Consider the following 20,320-nt stretch of genomic DNA (forward strand, 5'->3'; position numbering starts at 1 on the left):
GTTTCTCCTCCTTTAGACAGATGCCTGAGTATTTTTTTCTTGGAATTTTTTCCAGCGAATCAAGATCTCATCCGGCGGAGTCACTTTCGGTGCTTGTGGCGCTAACAGCCAAGTGGCCGCTTTGTGCGTCGGTGAGACGTCAAAGAATGGCGGTTGCTGTTCAGCATCGATCTGCAAGGCAAACTCGTTCCGTGGATAAAAAGCATCACCTGTTGGCGGATCTAACAAATCTGGAGGTGAACCAGGAATCGCGTACAAGCGATCGCCTGTTCCTTCTAACGTCGGCATCGAACCTAACAAGCCCCAAGTGTATGGATGTTGTGGGTTATAGAAGATCTCTTCTGCGGTCCCCACTTCGACGATTTTCCCACCGTACATCACGGCCACCCGATCCGCCACATTGGCAACGACCCCTAAGTCATGGGTAATGAAGACGATGGACGAATTGATTTTCTTCTGGATATCTTTTAATAACTCTAAGATTTGTGCTTGGATCGTTACATCCAATGCAGTCGTTGGTTCATCTGCAATCAAGATCTGCGGGTAACAGATCAACGCGATCGCAATGACGATCCGCTGCCGCTGACCACCAGAAAATTGATGCGGATAATTTTTCAAGCGTTTCTCAGCATTCGGGATGCCGACAAGGTTCAATAGTTCCAACGCTTGTCGCAAGCCTTCTTTTTTACTGATTTTGTTGTGCTTCATCAATGATTCTGCCACTTGCTTGCCAATCGGCATCGTTGGGTCCAATGAAGTCATTGGATCTTGGAAAATCATGGCGATTTCCTTGCCACGGATTTTTTGCAGTTCTTTTTCGGATTTTTTCAAAATGTCCGTCCCATTGAAGAGGATCTGGCCATTATCGACATTGGCATTGCTGGCTAACAACCCCATGATACTGCGGGTCGTCACGGACTTGCCGCTCCCAGATTCGCCCACGATCGCCAAGGTTTCTCCTTTGTATAGATCGAAACTGACATCGCGGATCGCTTGGACTTTCCCAGCAAAGGTGTCAAAAGAAATTTCTAAGTTTTTCACTTCTAAGACTTTTTTCATAGCAATCACTCTTTCATTTTCGGATCAAAGGCATCACGCAAACCGTCTGCCAGCAAGTTGAACCCAATCATAATCACAGACAAGGTCACAGCTGGTACCCACATTTGGTAAGGCAGGAACAAGAAGGTTTTGTAGCCATCGCTTAGTAACATCCCTAAAGATGCTGAAGGTGGTTTTAATCCTAGCCCAATAAAGCTTAGGAAGGCCTCGAAGAAAATCGCCGAGGGAATACTGAACATCATTTGTACGATGATCACGCTGGAAATATTCGGTAATATGTGTTTCATCGCAATCTTGAGGCGACTTTCCCCCAGCGTCGTTGCGGCTAAAACGAATTCTTGATCTTTTAGTTTCATCGTTTGGGCCCGTACGATCCGCGCCATTGGAATCCAGTTAGTGATCGCCATTGCTGCCACGATCGAGAAGATCCCAGGTTCAAAAACCACCAACATCAAGATCATTACCACTAAGTTGGGAATACCAGATAAGATTTCTAGAAAACGTTGCATCACATTATCGATCCGTCCACCTAAAAGACCAGAGATCAGGCCATAGGTTACACCAAAGATGATGTCAAGCATTGCCGCGATAAACGCGATCAACAAGGAAATACGTGTTCCTACAAATAGACGACTCAATAGGTCACGACCCAAGCCATCCGTTCCTAAAAGGAAATACGTCCCGTCAGGAACATTGGCAGCTGCATACTTATCTACTAGCTCGCCTCCCACCATCGCATAGCCGTTTAAGCCATTGATGTTGATACCAGGAATTTTCGGCGGCAGATTTGTAAAGGTCACATTTTGCGCAGTTGGATCATGTGGCGAGACAAAAATCGTAATGATTGAGATCGCGATAATGATCAGCAGCAAAATGATTGAGAAAACAGCGGCTTTGTTCTTTTTCAGACGACGCCATGAATCTTGGAAAAACGTTAATGAAGGGGTTGCGATCGCTTCACGCTCTTCATTGGTATTTTTTTGTAACGGTTGAAATTTGGCTGCATCGATGGCAGCAACATCATTTGCTGTGTAAGGTTTCTCTGCCATTAGCCACGACTCCCTTCTGAAACTCGGATCCGCGGATCAACGATTCCATATAAAATATCAACAACAAGAATAACAAAGACCAACATCGCGGAATAAAGAATTGTTACCGCCATGATCGTTGGATAGTCATTGGTCATGATTGATTTTACGAACTGTTCACCGATACCTGGGATCGCAAAAATATTTTCTACGACAAGAGAACCCGTCATCAAACCGACAGCTAGCGGTCCTAACAGCGTCAATAACGGAATCAAACTATTCCGCAAACCATGCTTGAAGGCAATTTCCCAGCGGCTCAACCCTTTTGCTCGTGCCAACTCGACATAATCACTATGCAGCACTTCCACCATCTCGGTTCGAATAAACCTGGCGGAATCCGCTAACGGCGACATCGCCAAGGCGACGGTCGGTAGGATCGTGCTGGCAAAAGTCTCCCACTTAGCAATCGGTAAGATCCCTAGTTTGATGGCAAAAATGTATTGCAGCAACACGGCAAAGACAAAGTTAGGGATCGAACGTCCTAAGATCGCCACCAAGGTAGACGTTGTATCGATCCAAGTATTTTGTTTCATCGCAGAGATCGTTCCTAAAATGATCCCAAAGAACGTACCAAAGATGATCGCTTGTAGCCCTAGTTGCAGTGAAGGTCCGATTCTTCCTGATAATAAATTCGCTACTGGCTGGTTTTTAAATTGGAAAGAGATCCCAAAGTCACCTTTTAGTAAATTGGTCAAATAAAGCCAATATTGGGTAATGATCGGTTTGTCCAATCCTGCTTGCTCGTTTAGCAAGGCAATTTGTTCTGGACTTAATTTTTCAGCATTCGTATATGGTGTTCCTGGCAAAAATTGCATCAAGAAAAAGGTGATCGTGGCAATCAGCCATAATGTTAAGACCATGTAGAACACTCGTTTCAATAAATATTTCAAAAAGCTGTTCACGCAGTTTCCCCCTTAAGTATTTTGACTTCTATTCAATAATTATGTAAATTAACATAGTACGAATCATTAAAAAGGAGTCAGATCATGAAAATAAAAAAAAGTAGTGGGCTCATACCCCTCCTATGCCTCGCAATTTCTGGCGGATGGTTAGCCATAAAAAATGAATTTTCCATAGCAGCTCTTTCAGATGCCCTTTTCTTGTGGGCGCTGTTCTTTTTGATCATTGGCGGTTTTTTATGGGTATTTGCTTCTGGTTTCTTTGACCATTTTCAATACTCCATGAAGAAAGCTTTTTCCAAAAATAAAACAGATTATCTGAAATTATCCCAAGTCGGCAAACAGAGCTACGCCTTTTGGTTATGGCCTGGTGTCTTCTTGTTATTCCTTTCATTGCTCTTTTTAATGATTGCTACTAGTTAATTTCATTCTTATAGTTTTACTCATTGAAATGAGAAGCAAAAGGCTGAGACAAGAAATTGTCCCAGCCTTTTCTTCGGCATTTCAAGTCAACTACTCGTGATTATTCGATTGATGTCCACTTGTAGTCGTATTGTGCGCCCGCTGCGTGAGCAACAACACCTTTGACTTTTGTTGCACGTAAGTGTGCTTCCGCTTTTTGATAAACTGGAATGACACCTTGTTCATTCATAATGATTTTTTCTGCATTGACTAGGTCTTCCCAACGTTTGTCAGGGTCATTGGCATTGGTTGTACCCGCTGCTTCAACGGCTGCATCGTATTCTTCGTTGCTCCATTGTCCACGGTTGTATGAGTTGCCTGTCGTAAACAAGTCAGTAAAGCTACTTGCATCGGCATAGTCAGCACCCCAACCGCCCATTACTGTATCAAAATCACCAGCGTTTGAACGATCCAAACGAACAGAGAATGGTACTGGACTTAACGTGACTTTCACACCGTCCAATGTTTTTTCGATCGTATCTTGCAAGTACTCAATGATTTTCTTCGTTGAGTCTGTATCAGAAGCTAAGATATCAAATTCTAATGAATCGATCCCTAATTCTTCTTTGGCTTTTTCCCAATGTTCTTTGGCTTGCTCTTCATTGTATTCAATGACGCTGCCAGCTGCTTCTGTGAAGTCCGTATGATCGCCAGGGCTGAAGGTCATACCTTCTGGTACCAACCCAGTTGAAGCAATCGAACCATCCCCTAAGATCGATGTCACTAAGGCATCACGATCAATCGCATAAGAGATCGCTTTACGTAAGTTTTCGTTACGGAAAGGTGAATCTTCATCACGTTGGTTCAATTCTAGGTAAGAAGTCGTTGCTTCTGGTTGAGAAACGAAGGCTTCATCGTTAGCCATTTGTTGCGCTAATTCACCTGTTAGGATGACATCATCTGCTTGCCCATCTTGGAAAAGGTTCAAGGCAGTTGAGGATTCCTTCACGACGCTTACGTTGATCGTTTGTAATTTAACAGTATCTTTGTCCCAATATTGGTCGTTCTTTTCATAAGCCCATTCCGTATCCGTTCCTGGTCCATCAAACCCAGTCAAGACAAACGGTCCATTATAGACAGCATTGTCGCTAGTTGACGCATATTGATCGCCATTTTCTTCTACCACTTTTTGATTTTGTGGGAAGAAGGATGGGAATGCTAATAAGTAATCAAAGTAAGGTGTTGCTTTTGCTAGGGTGATTTCTAATTCATAATCCCCCACTGCTTTGATGCCTAGCTCTGATGGATCCGTATCGCCTGCTGTGATGGCATCTGCGTTCTTAACTGGTGAAAATAGATACGCGTATTCTGATGCTGTTTCAGGTTTGACTGTCCGTTGCCAACCATAGACGTAATCTGCTGCTGTAACAGGGTCACCATTTGACCATTTCGCATCTTCACGTAATTTGATCTTGTAAGTCAGTCCATCCTCGCTGACTTCAGCTGCTTCAGCTGCACCAGCAGGTTGTGGTGTACTGTCAGCATCCAAACGATACAGTCCTTCATATACATTGTTCAATGCACTGAAGCTGATCGTATCGGTTGCTAATGAGAGATCCGCACTTGGCATTTCTTGTGAAACCACTACGTTAAACACTTGTTCTGCACTGCTGTCGCCGCTTGCTGCTGTGTCATTGCTTGAACTATTTGTTCCGCCCGTTGTACAACCGGCTAACGCCACGCCACACACAGCCACTAAACCATAGGCCCATTTATTCTTCATCCTGTCCTACCCCTTAATTGAATTAATTTTCAGAATAATCATGCGATTTCTGAAGTTAGATAAGATTTTAATTAATAATTATTAAAAAAGCAATCCTTTTTTCGATAAAAAACATCTCTGACAGAAATTTTTCTTGGTATTTACTTACCTTACTCTCATCAAACATTCGTTAAATGCTATTTTTCCTTTCTTTATTTATAAGAAATAAAGCAAAAAAAATAATAAAAAAACATGGTTAAATGTAACTTACATTCATTTTCCGTCTTTCTTTTTCATTTGATCCGTCAAAATGAGAAATGTCTGATAGAAGGGTAAACATACAGAAATCGCCAATGATTTTTATCAAAATAGTCCAAAAAAAGACCTGATTGAAGCGACCCCCAAAAGTTAGACCAAAAAATCTAACTTTTGGGGGTCGTTATTTGTATGGCAAAATATCCTTTTGAATTAAAACTAAAAATCGTTAAAGAATATCTTAGTGGCGTGGGCGGATATCGGTATCTTGCCAACAAATACGGTATTTCAAGCAAGTCTCAAGTAAGTAATTGGGTGAATGCCTATCGTGAATACGGAGAGGAAGGTCTATTGAGAAAGCATCAAAATCAGAAATATTCTGTTCAATTTAAGTTAAATGCGCTAGAGTTATATCAAACAAGTGAGATGTCCTATCGAGAAGTTGCTAGCACTTTAGAAATGAACAACCCTGCGCTTATTGCCAATTGGATGCGTAATTTCAGAGAAGCAGGTATTGAGGGGCTCTCAAAAGAGAAAGGGCGACCACTTACTTTGACTAGAAAAAAAGAAAACAAAAAAGAAAATACAACAACTGAAGAACGCGAGCGTATCAAGGCATTAGAAAAGCAAGTCCGATCCCTTCAAATTGAGAATGCCTTTTTAAAAGAGTTGAGGAAGCTGCGAAAACAGGAAGCCCAGCAAAGACGCAAGAATCAATCGCACGAATCATCGCCAGCCTCCGAGGATCATTCAAACTAGTTGAGCTTCTTGAAACATTGAAATTTCCTAAAGCAACCTATATGTATTGGCAGAAACGGTTTGACAGACCAAACCCAGACCAAGAAATTGAAGAAAAAATGCTTGAAATTCGCAAAGAGCATAAAGACTATGGCTGTCTGCGACTAAAAAAAGAATTAGAGAATCAAGGGATTCATGTCAATAAAAAGAAGATTCAACGTCTGATAAAAAAACTAGGTATCGAAGTAAAGTCTTACACTCGAAAATCTCGACGGTACAATTCTTATCGTGGAAAGGTTGGTACTGTCGCCAAAAATCGTATTCATCGTCGGTTTTATACAAATATCTGTCACCAAAAAATTACAACTGATACCACAGAGTTTAAGTATTATGAAGTAGACACCACAGGTGTCGTTCGTCAGAAAAAGCTGTATTTAGATCCTTTCATGGATTTCTACAATAGTGAAATTCTATCTTATCGGATTTCTGAAAAACCAAACGCACTAGCCATAATGGAAGGATTAGAAGAAGCAATCCAGATGACAAATGATTGTCCATTTCGTAGAACCTTCCATTCAGATCAAGGATGGGCCTATCAAATGAATGCTTATAAGAATAAATTGAAGCAGCATAAAATCTTCCAGAGTATGTCTCGTAAAGGGAATTGTTTAGATAACTCACCTATGGAAAACTTCTTTGGTTTATTAAAGCAAGAGATTTTTCATGGAGAAGTCTATCGGAGTTTAGATGAATTGAAAACAAAAATTGACCAATATATCTATTATTACAACCATAAACGCATCAAAAAGAAATTAAATTGGCGAAGTCCGGTTCAGTTTCGAGAAGCTGTAAAAACAGCTGTCTAACAGTTAATCTTATCGTACAAAAAAGGAGTGGATTTCTCCACTCCATAAAAGTCTAACTTTTTGGGGTCACTACAGATCGCATGCTTGCTAATCAGGTCTTCTCGCCTTAAAGACATTTGTTTCATCCCCGAAAGGATGTCCTCTTTAATGATTAATGGATCGCGCCGCCAATTGCTTTTAGATCTTCTTTGTCGGCATAATCAACGATGGCTTCCACCGCTGCAGTCAATCCTTTGGCAATGTCTTCGATGCTCATTGCAGGCTGTCCTGCTTTATCGACGACTTGCTGAGGAATAAACGGCACGTGGATAAAACCGCCCTTCATTTCAGGGTATTTTGTATCGATCATGTATTGTACTTGATACATGATGTGGTTGCAGACGAAGGTTCCAGCAGTATTAGAAACGGCTGCAGGTATTCCTGCTTTTTTCATGTTTTCTACCATTGCTTTGATCGGCAGTTGTGTGAAGTAAGCAGGCTTCCCTTCTGTTTGGATCGCTTCATCGACGGGTTGATTGCCTTCGTTATCAGGAATCCGGGCATCATCCACATTGATCGCCACTCGTTCTGGTGAGATGGCAAACCGTCCACCCGCTTGGCCAATGTTTAAAACGACATCTGGGTGGATCTCTTCAATTTTCTCTGCGACGATCGCTGCTGATTTCCCAAATACAGTGGGGATCTCTGCTTTCACAATCTGTGCACCATGAATTGTATCTGGCAACAATTTCACTGCTTCTAAGGCAGGATTGATTGCTTCTCCGCCAAATGGATCAAATCCGGTAATTAGTAGTTTCATTTCCATCATCCTTCCCTCTTTGTTTTACCACTAAAATGCCCAAAAGTACATTAAAGCGATGTGGATCACTAACAATAATAAAGCAATTGGGGCTTGTGCTTTAATGACGCCATTGGGGTCTTTCATCTCTAACAAGGCCACTGGCAGTGCATTGAAATTGGCTGCCATCGGAGTCAGCAATGTGCCACAAAAACCAGCGGTCATTGCCAACGCACCAGCAACGACTGGGTCGCCGCCTTGCGCCATCACAAAAGGTACACCGATGCCTGCAGTAATAACGGTAAATGCCGCAAAACCATTTCCCATAATCATAGTAAAGATCATCATTCCTAAACAGTAAGCCACGACACCGATAAAACGATTGCCTTCTGGCACGACACCAGAGATTCCTTGAGAAATCACATCACCGACACCAGCAGCGTTAAAAATGACACCTAGTGCTGCTAATAACTGCGGCAAGATACCGGCAGTTCCGACTTGACGAAGCATCCGGTCGGAATCGTCCAGCACTGTTTTCGGTTTAGCGGAAGTCAACACGACTGCCAACAAGAGCGCTAAGATCGATGCGATCCCGATTCCAACTTGGCCTCCTAATGGTGTATAAGAAATCACCACAGCGATCAATGCTAAGCTGATACATGGCACGAAGATCGTACTACCGATCCGTTTAGCCGATGCTTCTGCTTTTTCATCATCCACGTCCACGATTTTACCAATCTGCACTTGTTTGAAGAAGGTCAAACAGCCCATCAAAACGATCAAAATCCCGTCCACAAGATACGGCAAGAAATTCCCGAAAGCAAAGACGATCCCTAGCAGTAACCAAAAAGCAGAGGTGCCTAATCGGGTGGGATGATCCGCTTCGCGAAAAACCCGTACAGCCGTCATGATCGACAGCAATCCGATCAAGATATAAAAGAATTCCAGTAATCCGTTAACGATTCCTTCCATCTATTTGTCCTCCTTCTTGCCATATTTTTTTGCTAATTTACGATCAAAGAGCAAGTTCGACAATGTAGCAATGACTAAGACGATCAATGCGATCGGCAATGAGGCTTGCGCGATCGAACTAGCTGCCACATCGTAGCCAAGAGATTGCAATGTTCCTACGATCAATAGCACACCAGAAGCAGCCACAAAGGTATTTTGGGCAAAGAAATTCCCGAAGTTTTCGTTAGCGGCAGCCCGAGCTTTGATTTTTTCCTGATCTTTTTCATCCAGTTCCCCAAATTTGTTTTCCCCAGCAGCTTGCGCCATCGGGTTAACGATCGGGCGGATAAATTGTGTATGTCCTTGGATCCGAATAGAGAAAAAGCCAGCAAGTTCTCGAATAAACAAGTACAAGCTCAAGAACTTCCCTGGTGTTAAGCCTTTGATCTTTTCAATCAATATGACTGCCTGCTGCTTCAAGCCAAAACGTTCTGACAAGCCGACCATCGGTAGTGTTAGTAAGAACAGTGTAACGAGTCGATTATTGACAAACGCTTCTCCTAACATTGTTAAAAAATCAACAACAGAAATCCCCGACACAAGCGCGGTGACAAAACCAGCAACGATTACGACAGCAATAGTATCTAGCTTCAGCAAAAAGCCGACTAAAATAACTAGAATACCAATTAATTTAATCCATTCCATCAAATCATCCTTTCACGATAAGTTATTTTTAATGGATACCAGCTTTTAGTATAATCTATTTTTTTCTTGTAAAACAATGTTTTTTGAATTTTCTTTCGAGGAATACGCTTTCTTTAATGCGTTTTTTAATTACTTAGATAGTAAATAACAAAAAGAAGAACTGCACTTGTGCAGTTCTTCTTTTGCTTTTTACGTTTAAGAAGCGGAGGCTTCTTTTTTCATTTGTTTGCTTCGCAGCTGTCCGCAAGCTGCGTCGATATCTGTCCCGTGTTCTTTACGGATCACGCAATTGATACCGTTTTTCTTTAAAATGTCATAAAAGGCTAACACATCAGCTTTTTTACTTCGAGCGTATTGGTCATGCTCACTCACTGGGTTATATGGGATCAAGTTGACGTAGGACAATTTCTTTTTATCCTTCAATAAAGCTGCCAACTGACGGGCATGTTCTGGCCGGTCATTGACATGATCCAGCATGATGTACTCAAATGTGATCCGACGATTGGTTTTTTCTAAATAATAGTCGACCGCTGCCATCAGCTTTTCAATCGGGAAACTCCGATTGATCCGCATCATGGAGGTTCTGACTTCGTTATTTGGGGCATGCAGCGAAATCGCTAGGTTCACTTGCAAGCCGTTCTCCGCAAACTCTCTAATTTTATGCGCTAAGCCGCTGGTTGACACAGTAATATGCCGCGCGCCGATCGCTAAGCCTTTCGGGTCATTGATGATCTGTAAGAAATGCATCACATTGTCATAGTTATCAAAGGGTTCGCCAATCCCCATGACCACCACGTGAGAGACTCGTTCCCCCTCATTGCGTTCATCAAAATAGTGTTGTACTAACATGATTTGAGCCACGATCTCGCCTGCCGTTAAGTCTCGTTGCTTCTTTAATAACCCACTGGCACAAAACGTACAGCCGATGTTGCAGCCGACTTGGGTCGTCACACAAACGGACATGCCATATTCTTGACGCATCAAGACCGTTTCAATCATGTGATTGTCTGGCAATTGGAATAAATACTTGACGGTTCCGTCACTGGCTTCTTGCACCACCATCTGTTTCAGGGGATTGATCACAAAGGCTGCCGACAGTTTCTCAATCAAAGGTTTCGGTAGGTTGGTCATTTCTTCAAAGCTGGTTACTCGTTTTTCATAGAGCCACTCCCACACTTGGTTGGCACGGAATTTCTTTTCTTTTTGTTCAGTTATCCACAAAGATAGATCTGATTTGGTAAGTCCATAAATCGATGGGTTCACTTTTTTCCCTCTTTTCAAACTAGTCGCTACATACTATAACTGAATTCTTTGTGAAAAGCAACCGTACATTGGCTGATCTTCAAAGCATTCTAGCCCCACGCTTTTGTGGTATTCCTCTTTTTTGAAGATGCTCTTTCTTCCATTCATTGAATCTTTGTCCATAGGAAACCTCTCACAAAGACCTGCATGAAAAAAACAAGCAGTGACAGAACCTGCTCCGATGTACGAAACAAAGCGGCTCTTTCCTGCTTGTTTTCATGAGGGGGCTGTTTCCTCGTGCGCGTTACTTTCATTACATGATCACATTTCAAAAGAAAGCACTCTGCCTTCTTTGGCGGTCAACATGCCCCGTTGCGGCGGCTGCAGTTGCAAATAAAGTTGTAGCGACATTTCTAGTATCAGCTCTTTGTCTCCCTGCTGAAAAACGCCGTAATAATGTGTCTGTTCCCGCTTTTCTTCATATGTATGACTCACAAGATAATATCCTTGTTCCATGGTTTCGTTGCGCTTTTTTGTTTCTGAAAGAAAACGGCGAATATGTTTATACGTAAAGAAACTCAATAAAATGACAACTGCTATTAATACTACATACCCCATTGACAGATTTACACCTCGATCGTTGATGTGGCAAAAGTCGGCTCAACACCAATACTGATCATCAAGGCAGCATCGACTTCACACATCACTTTATCGTCTAAGTGACAAACCTTTTCTTTCAAACGGCTTTTGTCGATCGTGCGAATCTGTTCCATCAAAATGACGGAGTCTTTGCCAATCCCTGTGCAGGAAGCGGAAATCCCAATATGCGTTGGTAATTTCGGCTTCGCCATTTTTGCCGTGATCGCCGCAATGATCACAGTGGGACTGAAGTGATTCCCCAAGTCATTTTGAATGATCAAGACTGGACGTATCCCGCCTTGCTCCGATCCAACCACTGGTGAAAGATCGGCAAAATAAATATCTCCCCTTTTTACCATAGGACCACCCTAACTTTTATATTCTCGCGGAACCCTTGCTGAAAGGGTACACGCTACTTCATAGTGAATCGTTTCTAACTGGTCTGCAACATCCTGCATCGTAATTTGTTCCCCATGATTCTCACCGATCAAGGTGACTGGTGTACCGACAGCAAATGCCCGCGGCAAACGAATCATCAATTGATCCATACACACTCGACCGACGATCTCACAACGCTCGCCTTCTACTAAGATCGAGAAGCCTTGCATTTTTCGTAACCAGCCGTCAGCATAACCGATAGGCACGGTGCCGATCCATTCCTGACGTGGAGTGATATATGTTTCACCATAGCCAATCCCCGCTCCTTTTTCAAGTAATTTCACTTGTATCAGTTCAGAAACGAGCGAAAGCGCAGGTTTTAAGGAAAATGGTTCGCTCAGCGCATGACCTGATGGGTTCAACCCATACATTGCGATCCCAAAACGGACCATATTTCCTACTGCTTCTTTGTGCCATAAAGAGGTTGCGCTATTGCCTGTATGTATATATGTCGGCAAATAGGGCAAAACAGTTAAGACTTCTTTAAAACGTTGATGCTGGGTTTCCCAATAGCTCGTGTCTACTTGATCCGCTGTGGAGAAATGGGTAAAGATCCCTTCCCACTCAAAAGAGGGGTGATCTTCTAACCAAAGAACGGCTTGGCGCACTTCTTCGACAGTCAAAAAGCCGATTCTCCCCATACCAGTATCCACCTTGATATGCACTTTAAGCGGCTTATTTAGAGGGTTCTCCTCTAAATAAGCGCCTGCTTCTATCAGCCAGTCCATCGAAGCGACTGGAAATGACAAATCATAGGTCGTCAGCAAGGTAATATCACACACATTCACGACACCTAAGATCAAAATCGGGTCAGTAATCCCTGCTTCTCTCAATTCGATCGCTTCATCGATCGTCGCAACGCAAAAACCATCTGCGCCGCCTTCTTTGGCTGCAAGAGCGGTTTGAACCGCTCCGTGTCCGTAACCATTCGCTTTGACCACCGCAAAAAGAAATGTCTCGCTTGGTAAGTGAGCAATCTCATGTTTGATGTTCTCGGTAATCGCAGTTGTATCAATTATCGCTTTCGTTGGTCTATGGTAAGCAACCACCATTTCCAGTTCCTTCTTTCTACTAGTGCTTGATCAGACGAACAAATTAAGTTGGTTTTATGTAGTCGGCTGTTCGTCCATGAAGTATCAAAGTCTTCTTGACTGACAGACTACTTCAACTTGGTTTATTCACTATCTAGTACTTCTAAAATAATTTGTGCAAAAGCAGTATCATTTGTATGGGTGATACTGACAAACGTTTTTTCTAAAGGATGCGGTGCTTTAGTAACGATCGGGGCACCGAATTCATTGGTCAAGACTTCAATATCATGAAAAGAAACTTTGCCGATCCCTGTCCCCCAAGCTTTCGAGAACGCTTCTTTGCAGGCATAGCGCCCGCCAAGGAACTCTACCTGACGTTTCAGCGGCAAGCGTGCAAATAATTTTGCTTCCTTCTCTGTTAAAATACGCGTTATAAACTGAGGTTTTTTTTCAATTAATTCTTTCATTCGAGGCAGCTCGACTGCATCGATCCCGATTCCTTTGATCATTCTTTTCTCTACCTTCACCTAAGATAGGGTTTTCCAAATTGGAAATACCCCTTGTTCAGCTAGTTACCATTCTACCAAAAAAATGGCGAATTACCATTCAAATCTGACGAGTTTATACGGAGATTAAGATTTAAAAAAAGAAAGACTCAGTTAAATCATATTTTACGACAATTCGAAAATTTTTATAATAAATGAACATTAAAAAAAATCCTTACCGCATTATTATCCCTTCTACTACTATTTAATTAAGTTGCTTTAGCTAAAAGAACTCAAAAAAGCCAATTCAATCAAATGGAACATTTGATTGAATTGGACCTAATCATTCGTTCTCTATTTTCAAAATAAAATCATAGAAAAGAAAGACGGGGTTAATGGTAAGCATTCATATTATAAATATTACTCTATCTATTCAATTGAATTTCATATCTATATCTATCAGCCCGATAATAAATTTCCGCATATTCGATATTTCTATTTTTATCATCGATTGTATTTCTAGTTATATACAACAATGGTTCTCCCGTTTTGATCTTTAAATGATCAGCCAATACATCATCTGCTACGATAGACTCAATAATTTCGGTAGCACTTTCGATCAGAATAGATTTATTCTCAAAAATTTTATAGAGTGAAGCTTCTGGAGAATTAAAGTCCTCTTCATTCAACTCTATATAATTTTTCGGCACATATACACGCTGAAAACCGATATTCTCATCATCAATGATTCGTATCCGTTCATTCACATAAACTTCTTCCATTGGAGATAATTTTAACTGCAACCTTACTTTTTCAGGTGCAGGTTCTCTTCTAAAATCAACTAGCTTAGATGAAGTAATATGCTCACTATGCTCATCATTAAAACTTATCAAGCGATTCAATTGCAATGTTCGCTTATTGCTGTTGACGATTGTTCCCAATCCAGGAACCTTTTTGATATATCCATCCGATTCTAACAGTTGCAGTGCGGAACGAATCGTTATTCTGCTGACACCATATTTTTTTTGCAAATCAACTTCAGTTGGAAAAAAATCATTTTCCACATATTTCTTTGCAATGATGCTTTTTTTCAATTCTTCATAGATTTGATAATATTTAGAATTACTATTATTACTCAAATTATCCCTGACCTACTCTCATTTCACTATTTCTGCAATATTAGAGGCTAACCCTCTTATGTCCATTTCATTCGCTTTTTCTATCACTGATAATTTACTCTTGACCGTCTCATCTACTGATACAAGCGCACCTGTCATAGAACCGACGATTGTAGCAATCGTATCGGTGTCATAGCCGATATTTACAGCATCGATCGTTGCTTGATAGGGCGTTTCTTTATTTAGAGCTACGATTCCATACGCACAGGGAACCGCTTCTGAAACATGAAGTCCACTTCCAACAACCTCATAAAGTTTCAACAACTTATCAATTTTTTCACCACTGCCATTCGCTATATCTAAAGCAAGCTGTATTCTTCGATAAACACTTGGTCCTGGAACATGCTTAGAATATTTTTTTCCTTGTTCTTCTCCGAGTTTTGCGCCTAATAAGCCAGCTTCAATCACACTATCCATTGTAGCACTTTCCTTCAATGATTCCGACACACTTAGAGCAACCGCACAAGCACCTGAGATCGACAATGAATTATCATGGGTGACTTTTGTAATTATAATAGCATCTTCTAAAGCCTTTTCATAGTCACCTGGATGAAATAGTCCCGCCGGAGAAATCTTCATTGCGGAACCATTTGTAGCTTTAGAAGCATAATCTACTGTTACTGCCCCAGGAAGTGCTTTTATTTCTGATAAATTATTTTTGTACATTTCAATCGCACTTCTTGTTGTAGGTCCAGCAAAACGATTAAAATAATGCGGAATATCAGACCATTCAATAATACTTTTCTTTATAATATCTCGGTCAATCATTCCTTGGTTCTTAAGAATATTTTGACAGATTAAATATATTTGGGAAAAATCATCAGTGACTTCACCTGCCTTGTTTCCATATGCGAATGCTGTTTTACCAGGTTCAACTAGCTTTTCCAATGGTCCAGCAAATTTTAACCGAATTTCATCGAAAGGCAGATTTTCTGTCGCAGCCCCCATTGCGTCACCAATTGCTGCCATTGTTAAAGATCCTAAAATTCTCTCAATCATGTAATCAATTCTCCCATCCATTTTACTTATTCAAGTCCTTTGACCCCAAATACAAAAGTTAAGACAAGTCCACCAATAAACGATAGCAGTAAACCAACTAAGTATGCCCATAAGGTAGGTCCAGCAAATGCAGGGATCGTTGTCAGTCCCCCAAATACAAATGCATTCCCAATAACATCAAAAGCACCCATAAAAGCACCACCAATCGCTGCACCGATACATCCTGCCACTAATGGTGTCTTATACTTCACTCCAATACCATAGATTGCTGGTTCGACTATTCCAGATAGAAAAACAGAAGTAATAGCCGACACAGAAAAATTCTTTAAATCTTTATTCTTAGTCATAATAAAAATAGCTAACGCAGCACCTGCCATCCCAAAATTTGCGTTGGCGCCATAAGCAATAAGAGCAGAAGTACCTGTCGCAGCAATTTCAGGAATAATGATCATCGTATTAGGTGCCCAATGAAATCCAAACATGATCAAAATATTCCAAATGCCTCCAATAATTGCTCCAGTAACAATGCTGTTTATCGCTGTTAGTCTCCCAACAACATCGGCAATAAATAGGCTAGCATAATTTCCAATTGGTCCAATAACACCGGCTGCAATCGGCACTAATAAAAACAAAAGTATGGTCGGTATAACAACCATATGCAAACTTTGAGGAATTACTTTCTTTAGAAAGAACTCCATTTTTGATTGAAGCCAAACAAGAATAATTGATGGAATCACTTGTCCTGTATAGCTAAATAATCGAATCGGCATACCCATGAATTGAATGATTGTTCCTGGTTGATCATTCATCATCGCTACAAAATCTGGCATAATCAGCACCCCTAAAACAGCAATAGCGATATATGCACTGGTTTTGAATTTCTTAGCAGAAGTGATAGCTACTAGCAATGGGAAAAAATAAAATACAGATGTTGCAGCTAGAGTTAACAAAGTATTCGTGTCACTCTCTACACTCAATATTCCCAGTTCATTTGCTAAGATAGTAAATCCTCTTAAAAGACCCGCACCAGCGAGAAGTGGCAATAACGGAGAAAAAATACTGACTACTAACGAAACAAATCGGTTGATCAAATTTTCATTCCCTGTTTCTCCACTTTCCAATTCTGAATGATTACTCATATGTGCTCGTACTGCTTCATAAACTTCCCCTACATTTGTTCCTATAATGATTTGAAAACTTTTATCGTTGTCTACGATCCCTATGACTTCAGCTAAATTCTTGATTCCCTCAGCATTAACTTTACTTCTATCTTTGAATGTTGGTCTTAATCTTGTGGCACAATGAGTCAGACTAGAAATATTATCAGAACCACCCATCAACTCTAAAAGCATAATCCCCAATTCATCCATCTGTTTTCCTCCAAGAATTTTTTAAATGTTATGACGTCATATCATTAAAGACAATATATAACGCTTTCATAATTATGTCAACAACTATTTTATCAACGAAACCAACATAAAAATATAAATAAAAACTATTTATTTATCTATATTTCTATTAATAGAAACCTTGTAATTTTTAACAAAAAAAAGAACATGAAGTGAGCGTAGCTCGCCATTCATGTTCTTTTAATAAAAAGCTCATTCTTATTTGTAATTCAAAAAAGCAATTAGTCTTGGTTATTTCTGATTACGAAACCGCGTTTTTTGTCGTTGCTGCGGCGATTGTTTTTACGGGCACCATCTTTTGAATAGTTGCCGCGGGCTTTATTGCCGTTGCCGCCGCCACGGTTCCCACCGTTTTCTTTGCGGTTACGATTGCCGTTGCTATTGTTGCTGCGACGACCATTTTTGTTGAATGATTTTTTTCCTTGAGGCAATGGACGCTCTGGTGTGATCTTCACTGGTGCTAAGTCAGCAGGATCTTTCGCCATAGTTTTTAGAAGCAATGCTGCTAAATCTTGTGCAGAATAACGTTCTAATAGATCGTCGGCTGCTTGCAAGTATTTATCCAAACCATTTTCATCCAATTTTGTTTCAACAGATTCGATTGCGGCACCTAATTGACCTTTGAACGCTTCTTTTTCGGTCGGTGGGCGCATTGGTGTCATCCGTTTTTTCGTTAAGTTTTCAATGACGTGCAGATAGCTCATTTCGTTTGGTGTAACGAAAGTCACAGACATTCCGCCTTTTCCAGCACGGCCAGTACGTCCGATCCGGTGAACATAGCTTTCAGGATCTTGAGGAATATCGTAGTTATATACGTGTGTAACGCCAGAGATATCCAATCCACGAGCTGCAACGTCTGTGGCAACTAAGATATCTAGTTGACCACTCTTGAATGAACGCAAAACGCTCATCCGTTTTTGTTGAGAAAGGTCTCCATGAATGCCTTCTGCTTTATAGCCGCGGGCTTCTAAGCCGCGCGCCAATTCATCGACACGACGTTTCGTACGACCGAAAACGATGGTCAATTCTGGCGTTTGCACATCCAATAAGCGAGTCATGATATCAAATTTTTCGTAATCTTTTGAACGAACATAGTATTGATCAATCAAATCAGCGGTCATTTCTTTGGCTTTGATCTGTACATGTTCAGGCTCTTTCATGAATTTCACGCCGATGTTTTTGATTGCTGGCGGCATTGTTGCTGAAAATAGCAATGTTTGACGAACATCTGGTACTTGGCTTATGATTTTTTCAATATCTTCCAAGAAGCCCATGTTCAACATTTCATCCGCTTCATCTAATACAAGCGTTTCAACGGTGCCTAATTTCAAGGTGTGGCGGTTGATATGGTCTAACATACGACCTGGTGTACCAACTACGATGTGGGGACGATCTTTTAGTTGACGGATTTGACGGCCGATATCGGCTCCACCGTAAACTGCTTGTACACGAATTTTTTTGTCTTTACCAAGACGGTACAATTCTTCTTGGGTTTGGATCGCTAATTCACGGGTTGGGGCAATCACTAATCCTTGTAGTTGATGGTTCGTTGGGTCAATTTTTTCTAACATTGGCAAACCAAATGCGGCGGTTTTACCAGTACCGGTCTGTGCTTGACCGATCACGTCTTTGCCTGCTAAGGCTAATGGAATCGTTGCTTCTTGGATGGGTGTTGCTTCTTCAAAGCCGGCACGCTCAACAGAAGTCAATAATTCGTTGGATAATTCTAGATCTTTAAATTTCAAATGGATCCTCCTAGGCTGGTCATCTTTTCGATGCCTGTTTTTCTATCATCGAAGCGTAGGTTAGTTCTTCAGAAACACAAGAGTAGTCCCATTTACTCTTATCTTTCTCTCGGTACCGAAAAACCGCTTCACGAAGGCATTATAAAAGGCTAAAACAAGTGTTGTTTGTCTCAGCCATCATTTTATCTCAAAACGTCAATGTTTTTTACAGTAATCATTCTGTGCTTCATCTTTCGGCGTTAGATAAGTATAACACGCTTTGAAAGTTTCAGCAAGATTTCAACTCCCTTTTACATTCCTTTTAGTGCATCAACGACTTCACTCAGGCCCATGCCATTGCTGCCTTTGATCACTAGGCTATCGGAAGGTTCTAAAGTTTCTATTAAGGAGGCGATCAGCTGTGGTTTTTCATCGATCGCAAAATAGCGCACCTTGTCAGCAAGGGCAGTGTTCGCTAGTCGTTTTTGCAATGCCTGCATTTCTTTGCCATAAAGGAAAACTAGCTGGAACGAGTCATCCAAGTGTGCGGCCATCTGCTCATGCATTTGTGCAGAATCTGGTCCTAATTCAAGCATATCTGCCAATACGGCGATCCGTCGTCCTGCTAAAGGCAATTTGCGGAAGCTATCCAATACAAGACCCATGGCCGTCGGATTGGCATTGTAAATATCGCTCAAAATCGCTGCCCCATTACCAGCAGTCACCCATTGGGTCCGATTTTTCGTCAATTGAAAATGCGCCAAGCCTTCCTTGATCGCTTCATCTGCTACACCAAAATGACGTCCTATCCCAATCGCGATCAAGGCATTCTTGACATTATAGCCGCCTAAGACCGGTAAGGTAAAGGTGGTACCTGCTACCGTAAAAATCGTCTGATCTTGCGATTCCTCCACGATGTCTCCTTGTAGATCTCCCTCAGTTAAGCCAAAAGTTTCAATGGTCTGCGTTAAATTGGGAACAAAGGGCTCTAACAATGGTTCATCAGCTGGCATCATAAAGAAGCCGTCTTTTTTCAATCCTGCGGTGATCTCCATTTTGGCTTTGGCGATCCCTTCTCTGGACCCTAAGTTTTCAATGTGGGCTTCGCCAATCAACGTGATAGCGGCAGCGTCAGGTTCTGCTAAGCGTGAAAGGACTTCGATTTCACCTGCATGATCCATTCCCATTTCTAAAATCAATACTTGGGTATCTTCTGGCGCATGCAAGATAGTCAAAGGCACGCCTAGTTCATTGTTGTGGTTGCCTTGGGTTTTATAGGTCTGGTACTTTTGGGCCATGACCGCTTCCACCATATCTTTGGTGGTCGTTTTCCCGTTACTTCCAGTAATACCGATGATTTTCGGTGCAAGCTTTTCTTTATACGCTCGTGCCAATTGTTGAAACGCTTTGACGGTATCCGTGACAGGAATCACAAGGATGTCTTGCGGCGGTTCGATCGTAGGGTGGCTCCACAGTGTGGCGATCGCACCATTGTCTTTGGCTTGTTGGGCAAATTCATGGCCGTCACGGGTCCCCGCTAAGGGAACAAAAAGACTGTTTTCTTTGATCAGACGGCTGTCGAATTCCACAGAGGCAAGTGGTGTTTCATTTTCAATTTGCTGACCAAATACGGCAGCGGCTTCTTTTACAGTAAAATTCATCAGGTTCGCTC

At 41.5% G+C, this 20,320-nt stretch carries 20 protein-coding genes; 3 read left to right on the forward strand and 17 right to left on the reverse strand.

Annotated features, from left to right (window positions below; translation table 11 throughout):
• Positions 1 to 12 precede the first annotated feature (12 nt).
• Genes IGJ44_RS14660 through opp3b form a run of 3 tightly spaced genes read right to left on the reverse strand, consistent with a single transcriptional unit; the run spans position 13 to position 3,049 of the window.
• On the reverse strand, positions 13 to 1,065 hold the full coding sequence (locus tag IGJ44_RS14660; protein WP_216593164.1) for an ABC transporter ATP-binding protein: 1,053 nt from the start codon (positions 1,063 to 1,065) through the stop codon (positions 13 to 15).
• Positions 1,065 to 2,108 (reverse strand): ABC transporter permease, encoded by a 1,044-nt coding sequence (locus IGJ44_RS14665; protein ID WP_074536693.1) that lies wholly within the window; start codon positions 2,106 to 2,108, stop codon positions 1,065 to 1,067. Before IGJ44_RS14665 ends, IGJ44_RS14660 begins: the two co-directional genes overlap by 1 nt.
• Positions 2,108 to 3,049: an oligopeptide ABC transporter permease gene (gene opp3b / locus IGJ44_RS14670; protein WP_005227991.1), complete on the reverse strand. Its 942-nt coding sequence runs from the start codon at positions 3,047 to 3,049 to the stop codon at positions 2,108 to 2,110. The genes IGJ44_RS14665 and opp3b overlap by 1 nt, the downstream gene beginning before the upstream one ends.
• A gap of 84 nt (positions 3,050 to 3,133) precedes the next feature.
• On the opposite strand from opp3b, the gene IGJ44_RS14675 reads away from it, so the two are divergent.
• Positions 3,134 to 3,469, forward strand: a complete 336-nt coding sequence (locus IGJ44_RS14675; RefSeq protein ID WP_005227990.1) for a DUF3899 domain-containing protein — start codon at positions 3,134 to 3,136, stop codon at positions 3,467 to 3,469.
• A 100-nt stretch (positions 3,470 to 3,569) separates the two neighbouring features.
• Here the strand turns inward: IGJ44_RS14675 and IGJ44_RS14680 are convergent, their stop codons facing one another.
• Positions 3,570 to 5,231: a peptide ABC transporter substrate-binding protein gene (locus IGJ44_RS14680; protein WP_005227982.1), complete on the reverse strand. Its 1,662-nt coding sequence runs from the start codon at positions 5,229 to 5,231 to the stop codon at positions 3,570 to 3,572.
• 426 nt (positions 5,232 to 5,657) lie between these two features.
• Between IGJ44_RS14680 and IGJ44_RS14685 the strand changes: the two genes are divergently transcribed.
• Entirely contained in the window at positions 5,658 to 6,224 is a 567-nt protein-coding gene (locus IGJ44_RS14685; protein WP_016249831.1) for a helix-turn-helix domain-containing protein, read from the forward strand.
• Complete coding sequence (locus IGJ44_RS14690) at positions 6,194 to 7,069, forward strand: IS3 family transposase (RefSeq protein WP_317726542.1); 876 nt, start codon at positions 6,194 to 6,196, stop codon at positions 7,067 to 7,069. The genes IGJ44_RS14685 and IGJ44_RS14690 overlap by 31 nt, the downstream gene beginning before the upstream one ends.
• A gap of 151 nt (positions 7,070 to 7,220) precedes the next feature.
• Here the strand turns inward: IGJ44_RS14690 and pcp are convergent, their stop codons facing one another.
• From pcp to IGJ44_RS14755, 13 genes are all read right to left on the reverse strand, one after another.
• Positions 7,221 to 7,868, reverse strand: coding sequence for a pyroglutamyl-peptidase I (pcp, locus tag IGJ44_RS14695; protein WP_005227979.1), 648 nt, complete (start codon positions 7,866 to 7,868; stop codon positions 7,221 to 7,223).
• A gap of 30 nt (positions 7,869 to 7,898) precedes the next feature.
• Positions 7,899 to 8,819, reverse strand: coding sequence for a DUF979 domain-containing protein (locus IGJ44_RS14700; protein WP_005227977.1), 921 nt, complete (start codon positions 8,817 to 8,819; stop codon positions 7,899 to 7,901).
• On the reverse strand, positions 8,820 to 9,503 hold the full coding sequence (locus IGJ44_RS14705) for a DUF969 domain-containing protein (RefSeq protein WP_010749105.1): 684 nt from the start codon (positions 9,501 to 9,503) through the stop codon (positions 8,820 to 8,822).
• Positions 9,504 to 9,698: 195 nt separating this feature from the next.
• A complete protein-coding gene (gene rlmN / locus IGJ44_RS14710) occupies positions 9,699 to 10,766 on the reverse strand; it encodes a 23S rRNA (adenine(2503)-C(2))-methyltransferase RlmN (protein WP_231435901.1) in 1,068 nt (355 codons plus the stop codon).
• A 300-nt stretch (positions 10,767 to 11,066) separates the two neighbouring features.
• The gene (locus IGJ44_RS14715) at positions 11,067 to 11,363 is read right to left on the reverse strand and encodes a hypothetical protein (protein WP_005227970.1); all 297 of its coding nucleotides are present in this window, start codon (positions 11,361 to 11,363) and stop codon (positions 11,067 to 11,069) included.
• 8 nt (positions 11,364 to 11,371) lie between these two features.
• Entirely contained in the window at positions 11,372 to 11,743 is a 372-nt protein-coding gene (locus tag IGJ44_RS14720) for a type II toxin-antitoxin system PemK/MazF family toxin (protein ID WP_005227961.1), read from the reverse strand.
• 9 nt (positions 11,744 to 11,752) lie between these two features.
• Positions 11,753 to 12,874 carry an alanine racemase gene (gene alr / locus IGJ44_RS14725; RefSeq protein ID WP_074536114.1) on the reverse strand — a complete coding sequence of 374 codons (1,122 nt, stop codon included), beginning with the start codon at positions 12,872 to 12,874 and terminating at the stop codon, positions 11,753 to 11,755.
• A gap of 122 nt (positions 12,875 to 12,996) precedes the next feature.
• Positions 12,997 to 13,362: a holo-ACP synthase gene (gene acpS, locus IGJ44_RS14730; protein ID WP_015510424.1), complete on the reverse strand. Its 366-nt coding sequence runs from the start codon at positions 13,360 to 13,362 to the stop codon at positions 12,997 to 12,999.
• 401 nt (positions 13,363 to 13,763) lie between these two features.
• Positions 13,764 to 14,477, reverse strand: coding sequence for a GntR family transcriptional regulator (locus IGJ44_RS14735; protein WP_074536116.1), 714 nt, complete (start codon positions 14,475 to 14,477; stop codon positions 13,764 to 13,766).
• A gap of 18 nt (positions 14,478 to 14,495) precedes the next feature.
• On the reverse strand, positions 14,496 to 15,515 hold the full coding sequence (locus tag IGJ44_RS14740) for an ADP-ribosylglycohydrolase family protein (protein ID WP_074536118.1): 1,020 nt from the start codon (positions 15,513 to 15,515) through the stop codon (positions 14,496 to 14,498).
• A 26-nt stretch (positions 15,516 to 15,541) separates the two neighbouring features.
• Positions 15,542 to 16,885, reverse strand: coding sequence for a PTS transporter subunit EIIC (locus tag IGJ44_RS14745; RefSeq protein WP_074536120.1), 1,344 nt, complete (start codon positions 16,883 to 16,885; stop codon positions 15,542 to 15,544).
• A 260-nt stretch (positions 16,886 to 17,145) separates the two neighbouring features.
• A complete protein-coding gene (cshA, locus tag IGJ44_RS14750) occupies positions 17,146 to 18,669 on the reverse strand; it encodes a degradosome RNA helicase CshA (protein ID WP_005227956.1) in 1,524 nt (507 codons plus the stop codon).
• A gap of 290 nt (positions 18,670 to 18,959) precedes the next feature.
• Positions 18,960 to 20,309: a UDP-N-acetylmuramoyl-tripeptide--D-alanyl-D-alanine ligase gene (locus IGJ44_RS14755; RefSeq protein WP_015510425.1), complete on the reverse strand. Its 1,350-nt coding sequence runs from the start codon at positions 20,307 to 20,309 to the stop codon at positions 18,960 to 18,962.
• Positions 20,310 to 20,320 lie beyond the last annotated feature (11 nt).

The organism is Enterococcus sp. DIV1368d (assembly GCF_050542975.1).
Lineage (GTDB): Bacteria > Bacillota > Bacilli > Lactobacillales > Enterococcaceae > Enterococcus_D > Enterococcus_D casseliflavus.